Raw genomic sequence first — 13080 nt, forward strand, 5'->3', positions numbered from 1 at the left:
TCAATCCCTGGAACAGGGGTCGTACCACATGGGTAGGCGTAGTGAGGGCAAGCCACTCATAGTCGGCTTCATAGGTTTCTCGCAATCCGGTAAAAGCAGTAGGATAGAGAACATCCTGAGGCTAACCGGTAGCGAAACAATGGAGCCAGCCGTATACACCAGGGTCTATGAGAAGGGTACACGGCACTCAAGACACTTCATGCCGTTTGCATCGGTGGCCAGGGGGAGAACAATAGATACAGTGCTCGTCACAGTGGACTACACCGGGCACGATCATCTCGCCGCATACTTTTTCACGAGGAGAATACTTGAGGCACTTGAGAAAGGGCTGCTGGGAGCCGGGAGAGAGGCACTTGTAAGGGAGCTGGTTGAGAACGCTGGAAGCGTGGTCGATGAGCTGGCTGCACGTAGGAGAGGGCTCAGTAAGAGGCTGCTCCTGCAGCTACTTGACTCACCTATACCAGGCTACAAGTATCTCAGGGACTACTTCGACCCCTACAGGGAGCTCTGCGGGGTTATAAGGGGGGCTCCATGCAGGGATGAAGAGGTTGCACGCGTAGTGGAGTATGTGAGGCAGACCCTGAGGGAGACAGGAAGGGACATGGTCTCCTTCAATGATTTAAACAGGATTCTATGCGTGCTTGAATCCTCGCATCAAACAAGGGAGAGGTGCCTGGATATAGGTAAAGCGGACAGGGTTGAAATAGTGGTCGACGAGGCAGGCGGCTACTTCGCGAGGCTCGTGGTGACAGCTCCACTGCTCACGCACCTACTGGTTGGGCTACTCATAGAGTCAAACATACTCTTCATACTTGTGCCGGCTAGCATCGGGGACTACCTCAACCAATTGAAGAGACTGTTCATGGGCGACGACTCCAAGAGCCCGCATTACCTCCTAGCCGCGTTGAGGGCTCTTGCATGGGCAGGTGAGGATGTACATGGGCTCCTCGTTAAAGCCCTATCCTCCACAGTGAAGGATAAGGCATCAGGAGAGGACACTGGTAGAATCGTTGAGGAATGCCTGGAGACAACTGTGGAGGAGGAGGTGGCCAGGCTCAAGCTACCCAGGGATGCTGTACAAGTCGTAGCGTCGGCAGCCCCGTTCACAAGCATCAACGGGTACAGGGGCTTCATAGGCTGCGTGTCCAAGGCCCTCACAGGGGAGGCTGGGGGAGAGGGGCTTGACAAGGGGCTCACAGAGGCTTTGACGAGAGTGGTGTTGGAGAAGTACCAGGTTGGACTACTTGAAGCCCTCCTTAAGCTACTGGGATACATTGCTGGATCAGGAGTGAAGCCGGTGTTAAGCACGGTTGTATTCGACTACACATACATGGATAAAGCTAGGAGGCCATTCAAGGAGATAGTGTCCCGGAGCCTTTCATCAAGCCTCCTGGAATTCGACAGGGATACCCCGGCCCTCTCAGAGGTCTACAGGCTCCTCAGGGAAACCCCTGGGTTAAAGGGTGTAGACCTAGAGGTATACGCGTTGCCCTCATCCCTACACGGCTCCTATTCAACCCCATTCGAATACATGATGCTGGTATGCCTGCTCGAAGATAAGCTTGCATCCTTCAAGGTGACCAGCAAGGACACCGGGGAGAGCAGGGAGGTGCTATGCGTGGACCTCCTCAAGGAGATGAGGTTGCATCATGGAGCAGGGAGGGTTTAGGAGGAAGGAGGGGAAAAGATTTAGCTTCACGGGATGGGAAAACACTCGTCTACTCTCCCATAACCATTGACATGACGGCTTTCTGCACGTGCAGCCTGTTTTCTGCTTCCTCGAAGTACAGGCTCTTCTCGTAGCTGTCCAATACCTCGTCCGTGACCTCCTGACCCCTGTCGGCTGGACCGCAGTGCATGTAGAATGGTTTACCAGCCTTCTCCAGTCTCTCCATCGTTACAATCCAGTTCTTGAACTTATCCTGGTATGCCTTAGCTCCCTCCTTATCCACCGTGCTATTGTATGGTGGGAAGAAGCCTCTCGGGCTCCAAGCCTTCGGGTACACTATGGTTGCCCCCTCGAAGGCTTCATCCATGTCGTGGACTATCTTGAACTCGCTTCCCCAGTGCTCCGCGTACTTCTTCGCTATCTGCATGGCTTCATCCATCAGCTCGAAGCCGGGTGGGTGAGCCACGTAGACGTCTGCACCGAGCAGTGCGAACATGCTTGCAACATCCTGTGGCACTGCAAGGGGCTTCAACCCGCCGCTGTACGCGTAGCTTACTACGACCTTCTTCCCCCTGAGATCCTTAGGCCATCCCAGTGCCTCAAGCGCTGCCTGCGCGTCGGCAAGCGACTGGAACGGGTGCCATACGTCGTCCTCCATGTTTAGAACCGGTATATCCGCCCACTTAGCGAACTCCCTTATTATCCTGTGGCCGCGTCCAATAATCCACTTGGCTGCATCCCCGTATATCCTTATAGCTATGGCGTCCCCGTACCTGCTTAGGACTCTTGCAACATCGCTTATGGCCTCGGTTTGATACGGCACCATGTCCTCTGGGAGTGTGGGGGCGTACACCTGGTCTGGGCTAATGTACGTTGCCTGCCCACCGAGCTGGTAGACACCTGTCTGGAAGCTGTTCCTGGTCCTCAGGCTCTTATTGTAGAAGATCAAGTATAGCATCTTGCCTTCAAGCCAGTTGACCTTCCTGACCCCGCTGTGATACATTTGCTTCAGCTCCCTGGCTGCCTGGAGAACCTTGAACACTGTATCTATGTCGTAGTCGTAGTTGGATAGCCAGTCCTTCCCCTTCAGGTATCCTACGAACCAGGGTTTATGCCTGCCCATCCCACTATCACTCTCCCTCAGTATTAATCAGTAAATATAGTATGTTTCAATTTATAAACCTTGAGGAGGTGGAGTCACGCATTCGCCTAGTGCTCTACGTGCAGCCGGCTTCATTTAAAAAGCCGGCCCCCGTTAATGTTGGATGAACAAGTGCTGGGAGGCGTTCCACATCATGGATGCCGGCTCCCCTGGTTCAAGGATCACTGTGTGCATTGGATCCAGGAACCCCGCTAAGATAAAGGGGGTTGTCAACGCTTTCACAAGGTTCTTCGGGAGCGTGGAAGCCAGGTTCACCAGCCCTGAGACAGGTCTCCCGCCTCAGCCAATAGGTCTTGAGTTGATTATCGAGGGTGCGAGGAGAAGAGCTATCTATGCAGCCGAGAAGCTCGGTGAATGCGACTACAGCGTTGGGGTGGAGGCTGGGTGGATACTGGTCATGGGGGACTACTATGATCTAGAGGCTGCATGGATCCATGGGAGGAATGGCGTCGACTCCCTGGGGTTCTCACCGGTCTTCAAGATACCGCGTGGCTTCGCCGAGCTCGTTGTGTCAGGGGCTAGGAGAGAGCTGGAGGAAGTCGTCGACGAGCACTACGGTACGAGGAGCATAGGTGATAAAGGGGGTTTCATAAGCCTATTGACGAAGGGCGTTGTCGTAAGGCAGGATTTAAGCTTCATGGCAACAGTGATGGCGTTGATCCCCGTGGTGAACAGGGATCTCTACCGTGACCCAGGTCTTCAACCACCTGCTAGTAGCCAGAGGTAGCTCCATAGTAGTGCCACAGTAATCTGCAGGGTTGTAGACACCAAGGCTATCCTGAGCCATTCACCCCATGAGACGGCTATCTTCTCTCTTTCAGCCATTGAGACGGCAACTATGTTGGCTGTGGAGCCTATTGGCGTGTAGTTCCCGCCGAAGACGCCGCCGTAGAGCAGGGCTAGGTAGGAGACCCTGCTCAAGCCGAGTTGAACCAGTATTGTGACGGGCTGCGTCAACGCTACTATCACGGAGAGGTTGTCGAGCACGGAGCTCAGCATTGCTGATGCAGCGAGGAGTACGCCTACGACAAGCATGTTGCCTGTGAAGCTCCCCGGCTCCGAGAACATTGCTATACCATATGCAATCTTAGCTATTGCCCCAGTGTAGCTGAGGGCATATGAGAGGATGAACAGCGACATGAAGAATATTATGGAGGGCCATTCAACAGCTGATGACAAGAGCTTATCCATGCTTGAAGGATCCGCTAGTAGTAGTGCAAGAGCTATTGAGAGGTATGGTATGAACGCTAGAAGGGAGTCGGGGTCCACGGGTACACCGGTGGCGAGGCTCATGGCTTCAGCCAGCTTCTCGTTTAGCACGACGAGCCCGGTGAACACTGCCAGTATAAGCAACCCGATCCTGGTGTGCCTAGCCATGACAGGGGTTACGTCGATTGTTCTAGCAGCAGTGAGCTTCGCTATCAGCTCCCTGGACTGCTTTAACTCCCCGTTAAGTCTCTCGACATAGTTGCTCAACACGAGCCTGTAGACGAGGATCAATACGAGTACTTCGAGCAGTGAGAGCGGGAGGCATTTCGCAAGGAACTCTGCGACCGATATATTGGCTGTGAAAGCTATGTAGACGCCTATAGGGTTCCCTACTGGTAGTGCCACGCTACCAGTATTGGTTGCAAGCACCGTGTAGACTATTAGAGGCTTAACATCGATCTCAAGCACCCTCCTGAGCTCTAGGACTACTAGCACAGCGTAAATTATGCTTGTAACTTCGCCTAGGATCATGCTGAGTAGGGCTGAGAACAAGCCGAGCAGTAGGAGGAGCCTGAAAGCCGATGTACTCTTCTCTACCAGGGATACCGCCAACCTATTGAATACGCCTGCCTCCCTAAGGATCCCTGCGAGAGTCATCGAACCTATGAGGAAGACAAGCAGCCTCCAGTCGATCGCCCTATATATCATGTTCTGAGGCGGAGTCAACCCGGTTATAGCGAGAACCCCTACACCGGTTATAGCTGCTGCAACACGCCACTCCATCTTCATGACGGTTGCTATTATCACCGTGAAGAAAATGGTGAGCGCTATGGACTGCGCTACATCAGCCTGCAGGGAGTTCAAGTCTAATGGCGCACCACCCCTGTACTCGGCAACCATCCCGGCTATCCTGTCTCCAAGGGGTCCCGATACATGTAGAATACTCATGAGGAAGAAGGACAGCGTGAACACCACGGCGATGGATACAGCCAGCTTCACGAGAGGCCTCAACACTCACCACCCTTGCTAAGCCAGGATATAGGGGGTTGTGTTTTTAAACGTGTCTCCACCGCATGTCTTCACGTAGAGGCCACGCTGCGGCCGCTTCCCCATATACTGTCGAAGTATGAGAGGGCCTTCGAGACCAGGCTATGGCAGTTGGTTTCAACGGAGGCTTCATGATTCATCGTCAAGGCCGACTCAGTCCAGTTATGGCTTCCAAGTATCAGTGTGGAGTTATCTACTATGAGGATCTTCGCATGAGTAGTCCTCGAGGCGGATTCATCGAGCCTCACCGGTATCCCGGAGGCCACCATGTAGTCTATGGTCTCCCTGTAGGACCTATATGTTTCATCATCCACTACGACCTTAACATCGACGCCTTTCTCCCGTAGATCTCTCAACGCATTTAGCAGTGAGTTAACCGGGTCCCCTGCCTCCCGTGGATCATACTTGACCACATACATTATCACATACACGCTTCTCTCCGCGTTACCCAGGGCTTTCAAAGCCGCACTATAGTACTCTCTGTCCAGGAGCAGGCTCATGGAGCAAGTGTTGTTAACCGCAACTCCTCCGCCTGTTTCAAGCCTGCTGTATACATATATGCCTGCAATCAACCCGGCTACGACTCCAACCGCGAAAACCACGAGAATGCTTCTAGCACCCGTGTCAACCACCCTGGCCTGCATCCACTTTCAAGCTACCTTTATTCTTAAACCTTATAATCTTTACAGCGCCTATAGCATCTCAGACCATGTAGTGGTGTGGATGAAGGCCGTAGTGTTAGCCGGGGGCCTTGGAACGAGACTATACCCGTTGACCAAGGTTGCCCCTAAGCCCATGATCCCTCTTGCCGGGAAACCCATATTGGAGTACATAGTGGACGGCCTCGTGAGACACGGCTTCACAGATATCATCATAGCTGCGAGATACCTGGGTACACAGGTCGTAGAGTACTTTAAAGGCCACCCTTACGCTAAACCCGTGATCCTGGACTCGAAGGATACTGCTGACGCCGTGAGGCTCCTCGACGGCGTCTTCGACGACCATTTCATTGTGTCAATGGGTGACACACTGTGTAACGCGGACTACAGGGAGATATACGACTACCATAAGTCTTCGAACGCTGTCGCAACGATAGCGCTCAAGCAGGTTGAAAACCCCCTGCCCTACGGCATAGTCTACCTGGATGAACACGGGGACATCCTCTTGTTCATTGAGAAGCCTTTATCCATCGAGGTATACTTACTCAGCCTAGCGTACTACCGGCAGAAAGGGGCCTCAGCATACGAGAACCTGATTAACGCTGGGATATACGTGTTCAACCCTCACATACTTGAAATCCTTGAGAGGAACCCTGGCCTAATGGATTTCGGCCGCCACGTCTTCCCCTACCTGGTTGAAAACGGGTACAGGGTGAGGGGGCACGTGCTGGGTCACAGCGTCTACTGGAATGACATCGGTAGGCTTGAAACATATAAGAGTGTTGCATGGGACATGCTGGACGGCAGGATACCCGGCTTGGAGCCAGCTGCCCCCATGGCTTCCAAAGGGGTTTACATCCATGACTCAGCGATCGTTAGGGGAAGGGTAAACCCGCCCGTGTACATTGGGAGGAGCGTTGTAGTCGAGGAGGGTGCTTCAGTAGGACCCTACGCCGTGCTAGAGGACAATGCAGTGGTTGGAAAGGGCTCCGTGATCCAGGAGGGCATTGTATGGCGTGACACGCTAATAGGCGAGGGTTCAAGGATATACGACTCAATACTCATGAACAGGGTTGAAGTAGCCCCCGGCAGCACCCTGGTGTCAACGGTGGTGGGTACGGGTAGCCGTGTATCCGGGGAGCTGTCGAAGATGATCCTCGACCCAGTGGAGGTGACTCCCCCGTATGCTTAAACAGGTTGATGGAAGGATAACCGGGAAGCCGCTCGTAGACATAAGCCTCGAGGACGTGGCTATGCTTGGAGCAGTCTTCGGCACAGTGCTCGGGAGAAGGGCCCTGGTTGTAAGCGGTAGGGACACGGCGCCTGTCTCCAGGATGCTTAAAAGGGCTTTGACCGCAGGGTTGATGAGTGTTGGATGCGATGTAATGGACTTCCATGAAGCAGTCAGCGGTGAAATATCCTTCAGTATGAAAAGGTTTGGTGCTAAAGGAGGCTTCAACATACATTTGAACCCGCGGAGACCCGGCTACATCACTATCAGACTATACAAGGCACCCGGCTACGAGCTCGTGGGCGGAGGACTAGCGGAGGTGGCTTCAAGGGAGAAGCCGGTTCCGCAGGAAGCAGGCGAGGTAGGGTGGGTTAACTACGCTGAGTACATGCATGAGCTCTACGCGTCAGCACTCGTGAGCTTCGTGAAGTCGGATGAGATATCGGCAGCCAAGCTCAATATTGTAGCCAGCCACGGCCACGGTGCTTCAGACGAGGTGTTGAGACGCATATTCACATTGCTCGAGTTAGAATACACGTTGATGAGCAGTGGGAGAATCAGCGGGGAGACATACCCCTTCGTAAAGGAGATGGGCAAGGTGGCTGCTTCAACAAGGGCCATGAGAGCCGATCTAGGAGTAGTCTTCAACATAGATGCCTCAGCCCTCGCAGTATACATAGGGAACCTCGGGTTCCTGCTGCCCGAGGAGATCCTTCTAGCAGTGCTCACCAGGTACCCTGGCAACAGCAGTGTCGTAGTAGACAAGTATGTCTCCCCCTCGATCGTGAGGTATATGGGTGAGAAAGGCTACCGGGTCAGGGTTGCTGAGAGCGAGGAGAAGCTCATCGAGCTGGTTAGAAGGGAGAGGCCTGTGCTAGCATTGAATGGTCGCGGAGACTTCATAACGCCGCTGTTCAGCCTCGGATACGATGCACTCATCGCCTTCATGCAGCTACTTGAAGCACTGAGCCTTCAGAGGAGCGAGGTGTACGGTGAGATCAACACGGCTAGAAGCATGCTGACCCCGAGGGCTAGGAGCCTAAGCGAGGTTGAAGCCGTGTGCAACAGTGACACCACATGTGTGAGAACCCTCTGGGGCTTCAGGATGCTCAGGGAGAGAACACTACACACATACATCTACAGCCCCGATGCAGGAGGCTACATAGAGATCGTGGAGCAGCAGCGAGAACCCTCCAGCTAGGCTCATGCACGGCTACCGCAGGATGCCTGGGCGTTGCAGAGCAGTAGAGTCGTGGAGCAAAAACGGTTAGGCTTGTTTGAAACCAATGCTTCCCGGTTAGCTTGTACGGGAGTACGCTGAGAGGTCGAGTAGGCCGTGGCCGCTTAGGTTGAAGAGTATCACCGGCCTCCTGCTTGAACCCCTGTGTTTTAACGCTATGTCGATCACGGCTTTAACGGCGTGGGAGCTCTCTGGAGCTGGGAGAATGCCCTGGGTTCTCGCGAATAGTAGGCCTGCCTCCAATACCTCGCTCTCACCGTATGCAACCGGCTTCACCAACCCGTTTTTCACAAGTATGCTTAGCGATGGGGCAACCCCATGGTATCTGAGTCCCCCAGCATATATTGGTGGTGGAATATAGTCGTGTCCAAGGGTGTGCATCTTCAACAGTGGTGTTAACCCGGCTGTGTCGCCGTAGTCATACCTGTATTCCCCCCTGGTCATTGATGGAACGGTTTCGGGTTCAACAGCTATGAATACTGGTGGGTCGCCGTCGTTATACCTGTGGCCTATGAAGGGGTAGGATAACCCGGCGAAGTTCGAGCCGCCGCCAACACAGCCGACAATGTAGTCTACTCTATCGACGCCGAGCATCTCCAGCTGCTTCAACGCCTCCAACCCTATCACGGTTTGATGCAGTAGAACATGGTTTAAGACGCTGCCGAGACTATACTTTGCCTTCCCGCCGCTGGAGACCACGTCCTCTATGGCTTCACTTATAGCTATCCCGAGGCTACCCGGGTGATCAGGGTTCTCTGCGAGCAGTCTCCTACCAGTGTTAGTCCTGTCACTGGGGCTTGGATATACTTCGGCACCATAGGACTCCATGAGTATCCTCCTGTAGGGCTTCTGAAGGTAGCTGGCGCGCACCATGAACACTCTTACCTTCAACCCGAAGAGGCTGCCGGCTAGTGAGAGGGCTGAGCCCCATTGACCAGCACCCGTCTCAGTGGAGACTCTTTCAACGCCTTCAGCGGCATTATAGTATGCTTGGGCGACAGCCGTGTTAACCTTGTGCGACCCGGTTGGCATCACGCCCTCGTACTTGAATAATATTACGGCATTAGTCTTCAACGCTTCTTCGAGTCTACGGGCCCGTATAAGCGGGGTTGGCCTGCCGAGCATCAGTAGTGTTTCAACTACCTCGCCCGGTATCTCCACGTGTCTCTGCGTGGTGAACTCCTGCTCCACGAGGCTCCTTGGGAACAGTGCTTCAAGCTCCCTCTTATCCACTGGGCTTCCATCAGGATGGAGCATTGGCGGGAGTTGCTCAGGTAGATCCGGGGTTATGTTGTACCAGTAGGAGGGGACTATATCCCTGGTTTGAGGGCTCCTTAACTCCATTCCAACATGGTCCCACCACGGGTGTCTCCTCAGAGCCGGCTCCCAGTATATAAGCTTTTCGCTTCAGCTGGCATAAGCGTTAATACGGTGCAACATCATACTTGTCCCGGGAGGAGGCATGGAGCTGGATGGGGCGCGGGCTCTTCACTGAGAGACAGTACCTGGTGCTCAAGTACAGGGCTCAAGGCCTCACCCAGGAGGAGGTGGCGGGGATCCTTGGCGTGGCGAGGAGCACGGTGGCGGCGATAGAGAGGGCGGCTCTAAGGAAGCTTAGATTGGCTCAGGAAACCGTGAGCATCTACAAGATGATGCATGCAGCCGGCTACATTGATATACCGGCTGGAACCCACATGGTGGATATACCGGGGATAATCATTAGGAAAGCCGATGAACTGGGAGTAAAGCTTAAAGGAGACTTCAACCTGGTCTACGGGCAGCTACGCCTATTAATCGGCTCCCGCGCCACTAGGCTGCCTCGCACCGTGAGAGCCGTCATATACAGGGACGGCTCATACGAGTTCCTGGAGGTACATGACTAGACCCGGGGTTAGGGATACGGGTTCACCGAGTGCGGTGAGCAGGCGTAGTCACTGCTCTCCATGCACCCGCAGGGTTAAAGGCCTCATCCTTTTACCCGAATAGATGCGGGGAACCAGTGAACCCCTAAACGGGAGTCCTCGCCCTTTAGGGCGGGGGGGGGAGGCCGGGCAGCGGAGAATGGATCTTTATATACTGAAAGTGCTTGTATATACTAGATGCCTGTGTAAGGGTGGTTTACGGGTGTCAACGGTTCTCCCCGAGGCAGGGTTGATTGCAAGGGGGAATGGAAGATACAGGGTGAACATTATTGTCGACCGGTGCAAGGAGTGCGGTATATGTATCGCTGTATGCCCTATGAAGGTCCTCGCCAAGTCAAGTATTCTCAACAGGAATGGCTACAGGCCGCCTGAGCCGGCTCATGTAGAGAAGTGCATTGGTTGCAGGCTCTGCGAGTACAATTGCCCGGACTTCGCGATATACGTGGAGGTGGAGTCTAAGTGAGGAAGACGTTTGCATCCGGGAACATGGCTGTAGCGGAGGCAGCGATAACCGCCGGGTTGAAGTTCTACGCTGGCTACCCTATAACGCCTAGCTCGGAGATCATGGAGTACCTTGCCGAACACCTTCCCCGGCATGGAGGGATAGTTATACAGATGGAGGATGAGATAGCCTCTATAAACGCGGTTGTAGGGGCTTCATGGGCTAATGTTAAAGCCATGACGGCGACCTCGGGGCCAGGCTTTTCGCTCATGGCGGAGGGCCTTGGGCTCGCGGTTATGACTGAGACCCCCTTAGTAGTCGTCGACGTGATGAGGGCGGGTCCCAGCACGGGTGTACCAACGAAGACCACGCAAGCAGACATCTTCCAGGCGAGATGGCTCGCCCACGGCGACTACATTATACCTAGCTACGCGCCGTGGAGCGTTCAGGAAGCCTACGACTTAACCATTAAAGCCTTCAACACAGCCGAGAAGCTTAGGACACCCGTGATACTTCTAAGCGATGCAGTGATAGCCCATCTCTGGGAGCCACTGGTGATCCGGGAGAGAGGTGAGGTGGAGATCATTGAGCGCCGGAAGCCAGCTGGCAGGGAAGGCTATAAACCATACATGCCGGGCGACGACCTGGTTCCACCCATGGCGTGCTTTGGAGAAGGCTTCAAAGTACTTGTTGAATCACTTACACACGATGAAAGAGGGTTCTACGCTCCATCCACCACATACCATAGGAGCACAGTGGTGAGGCTGGCGTTGAAGATACTTAAGAACATAGACTACGTCTTCGAGTACGAGGCCTACATGATGGATGACGCTGAGGTAGCCCTTGTCTCATACGGGTCAACGGCTAGGACCGTTTACGCCTTGATGAGGGAGCTACGGAGGAAGGGCGTTAAAGCCGGCTTACTCCGCTTGAAGACGCTGTGGCCGCTTGACGAGGAGAAGATTTACAGGAGTGTTAAGGCAGGCAGGATCATTGTTGTCGAGAACAACATGGGCAAGCTCTACCTTGATGTGAAGAGGATATTCAGGGATAGAGAGGTCTACCCCGCACCAGTTATAAGCCTGGAGCTGCCCACGGTGAGCGAAGCCATGGAGGTGGTTGAACAATGGCTGTAGCCCCTAGATACATGCATCCATTAGACAGGCATCTACGCTTAGAGAGAATACCAACCCTCTACTGCCCCGGCTGCGGGCTAGGAATAGGTCTGGGAGCAATGCTCAGGGCGCTGGATAAGAGGATCAAGGAGGGCGTTGTCAAGGAGGACAAGGTGGTCTGGGTGGGAGGCATAGGGTGCTCTGCCAGGATGGCCTTCTACGTCAACTATGACTCCGCACACGTGCTTCATGGAAGGGCGATACCTTTCGCAATAGGAGCGAAGCTCGCCAACCCTGAGCTAACCCTCATAGTGGTGGGCGGGGACGGCGACATAGCCGGGATAGGCGGGAACCACATCCTCCACGCTGCCAAGAGGAACATAGACCTGGTTACAGTAATGTTCACCAACTTCGTCTACGCGATGACAGGCGGCCAGGTCGCACCCACCACTCCTCTCCGAGTCAAGACGACGACAACGCCCCACGGCAACCCTGAGCCACCTCTAAACATAATCAAGGTGGTTGCATCCCTGAACGCCAACTATGTTGCAAGGGCAAGCATAACAACACCCCACTACATCGAGCAATTCTTCTACAGGGCTCTAGGCATGAAGGGGTTCAGGTTCCTCGAGGTGGTGAGCACCTGCCCGGAGGTGTATGGCAGGCACATAGGGTTAAGGGACCCGGTTGAAATGTACAATGAGCTGAGGAAGAGGGTTAAGTACAAGCCGAACCCAACGATAGATGAGGCAATCATAGACTGGGATAAAGGCATAGTCATAGGGGAGTTCATTGTGAGAGACAACCCATCCTACATGGATCTGGTGAGGGGGTTGAAGTGAAGGTGGAGATACTTATCATTGGGAGAGGCGGACAGGGAGTCCTCCTCCTCGGGAGACTCCTGGGGCTGGCTGCAAGCAAGTACGCCGGGCTATACGCTGTGGCAACGGAGACCTATGCAGCTGAGACGAGGGGTGGGGAGAGCCGGGCGGATGTTGTCATAGGTGGATCCATGAGTGACATAGACTATGTTAAAGTACAGTCACCGGATATAGCTGTCTTCATGTACCCCTTCAACATCGAGAAGTACAGGCAGCTCCTGAAGCCTGAAAGCAGGGTGTTCATAGATGAGGAATATGTTAAACCCGACTTCTTCAAGGGCTTCAAGCTCTACTCACAGAGGTATAGTGGACTAGCCGAGTCCACTGTGGGGAGCAGCAGGGTTGCAAACATGGTGATAGCCGGTCACATAGCGAGGGCCACAGGCATACTTAGCCTAGAGGACTTGAAGAAAACCGTCATCGACCTAACTCCTGAGCGATGGCATCAAGCGAATATAAAGGCGCTTGAACTAGGGTTCTCCCTACCAGTCTAGCATGTTTTA

At 54.0% G+C, this 13080-nt stretch carries 13 protein-coding genes; 9 read left to right on the forward strand and 4 right to left on the reverse strand.

The features are described 5' to 3' along the window. Positions 1–28: 28 nt before the first annotated feature. Positions 29–1669, forward strand: coding sequence for a hypothetical protein (locus DESMU_RS01605; protein WP_013561849.1), 1641 nt, complete (start codon positions 29–31; stop codon positions 1667–1669). A gap of 49 nt (positions 1670–1718) precedes the next feature. Here the strand turns inward: DESMU_RS01605 and DESMU_RS01610 are convergent, their stop codons facing one another. Next, positions 1719–2792, reverse strand: coding sequence for an ornithine carbamoyltransferase (locus DESMU_RS01610; RefSeq protein ID WP_013561850.1), 1074 nt, complete (start codon positions 2790–2792; stop codon positions 1719–1721). A 142-nt stretch (positions 2793–2934) separates the two neighbouring features. Here DESMU_RS01610 and yjjX point away from each other — a divergent pair, with 142 nt between their 5' ends. Then, the gene (gene yjjX / locus DESMU_RS01615; protein ID WP_013561851.1) at positions 2935–3558 is read left to right on the forward strand and encodes an inosine/xanthosine triphosphatase; all 624 of its coding nucleotides are present in this window, start codon (positions 2935–2937) and stop codon (positions 3556–3558) included. Here the strand turns inward: yjjX and DESMU_RS01620 are convergent. Together DESMU_RS01620 and DESMU_RS01625 are read right to left on the reverse strand one after the other, a co-directional pair. Then, complete coding sequence (locus DESMU_RS01620; RefSeq protein ID WP_013561852.1) at positions 3531–5051, reverse strand: ArsB/NhaD family transporter; 1521 nt, start codon at positions 5049–5051, stop codon at positions 3531–3533. The two genes, yjjX and DESMU_RS01620, sit on opposite strands and share 28 nt — an antisense overlap. Positions 5052–5119: 68 nt before the next feature. Next, entirely contained in the window at positions 5120–5731 is a 612-nt protein-coding gene (locus tag DESMU_RS01625; RefSeq protein ID WP_013561853.1) for a phospholipase D-like domain-containing protein, read from the reverse strand. 79 nt (positions 5732–5810) lie between these two features. On the opposite strand from DESMU_RS01625, the gene DESMU_RS01630 reads away from it, so the two are divergent. Both DESMU_RS01630 and DESMU_RS01635 read left to right on the forward strand, forming a co-directional pair. Then, on the forward strand, positions 5811–6938 hold the full coding sequence (locus tag DESMU_RS01630) for a nucleotidyltransferase family protein (RefSeq protein ID WP_013561854.1): 1128 nt from the start codon (positions 5811–5813) through the stop codon (positions 6936–6938). After that, positions 6931–8178 (forward strand): phosphohexomutase domain-containing protein, encoded by a 1248-nt coding sequence (locus DESMU_RS01635; protein WP_013561855.1) that lies wholly within the window; start codon positions 6931–6933, stop codon positions 8176–8178. The genes DESMU_RS01630 and DESMU_RS01635 overlap by 8 nt, the downstream gene beginning before the upstream one ends. Before the next feature lie 96 nt (positions 8179–8274). Here DESMU_RS01635 and DESMU_RS01640 read toward each other — a convergent pair whose 3' ends face one another. Further along, complete coding sequence (locus DESMU_RS01640; protein ID WP_013561856.1) at positions 8275–9561, reverse strand: TrpB-like pyridoxal phosphate-dependent enzyme; 1287 nt, start codon at positions 9559–9561, stop codon at positions 8275–8277. 101 nt (positions 9562–9662) lie between these two features. On the opposite strand from DESMU_RS01640, the gene DESMU_RS01645 reads away from it, so the two are divergent. The 5 genes from DESMU_RS01645 to DESMU_RS01665 all read left to right on the forward strand — a co-directional run bounded on the left by DESMU_RS01645 (position 9663) and on the right by DESMU_RS01665 (position 13071). Then, complete coding sequence (locus tag DESMU_RS01645) at positions 9663–10100, forward strand: Tfx family DNA-binding protein (protein ID WP_013561857.1); 438 nt, start codon at positions 9663–9665, stop codon at positions 10098–10100. A gap of 241 nt (positions 10101–10341) precedes the next feature. After that, a complete protein-coding gene (locus DESMU_RS01650; protein WP_013561858.1) occupies positions 10342–10602 on the forward strand; it encodes a 4Fe-4S dicluster domain-containing protein in 261 nt (86 codons plus the stop codon). Beyond that, the gene (locus DESMU_RS01655) at positions 10599–11717 is read left to right on the forward strand and encodes a 2-oxoacid:acceptor oxidoreductase subunit alpha (protein ID WP_013561859.1); all 1119 of its coding nucleotides are present in this window, start codon (positions 10599–10601) and stop codon (positions 11715–11717) included. The genes DESMU_RS01650 and DESMU_RS01655 overlap by 4 nt, the downstream gene beginning before the upstream one ends. Continuing rightward, a complete protein-coding gene (locus DESMU_RS01660) occupies positions 11708–12538 on the forward strand; it encodes a thiamine pyrophosphate-dependent enzyme (protein ID WP_013561860.1) in 831 nt (276 codons plus the stop codon). Before DESMU_RS01655 ends, DESMU_RS01660 begins: the two co-directional genes overlap by 10 nt. Continuing rightward, a complete protein-coding gene (locus DESMU_RS01665; protein WP_013561861.1) occupies positions 12535–13071 on the forward strand; it encodes a 2-oxoacid:acceptor oxidoreductase family protein in 537 nt (178 codons plus the stop codon). The genes DESMU_RS01660 and DESMU_RS01665 overlap by 4 nt, the downstream gene beginning before the upstream one ends. Positions 13072–13080 lie beyond the last annotated feature (9 nt).

Origin of the sequence: Desulfurococcus mucosus DSM 2162 (assembly GCF_000186365.1) — an archaeon.
GTDB classification, from domain to species: Archaea; Thermoproteota; Thermoprotei_A; order Sulfolobales; family Desulfurococcaceae; genus Desulfurococcus; species Desulfurococcus mucosus.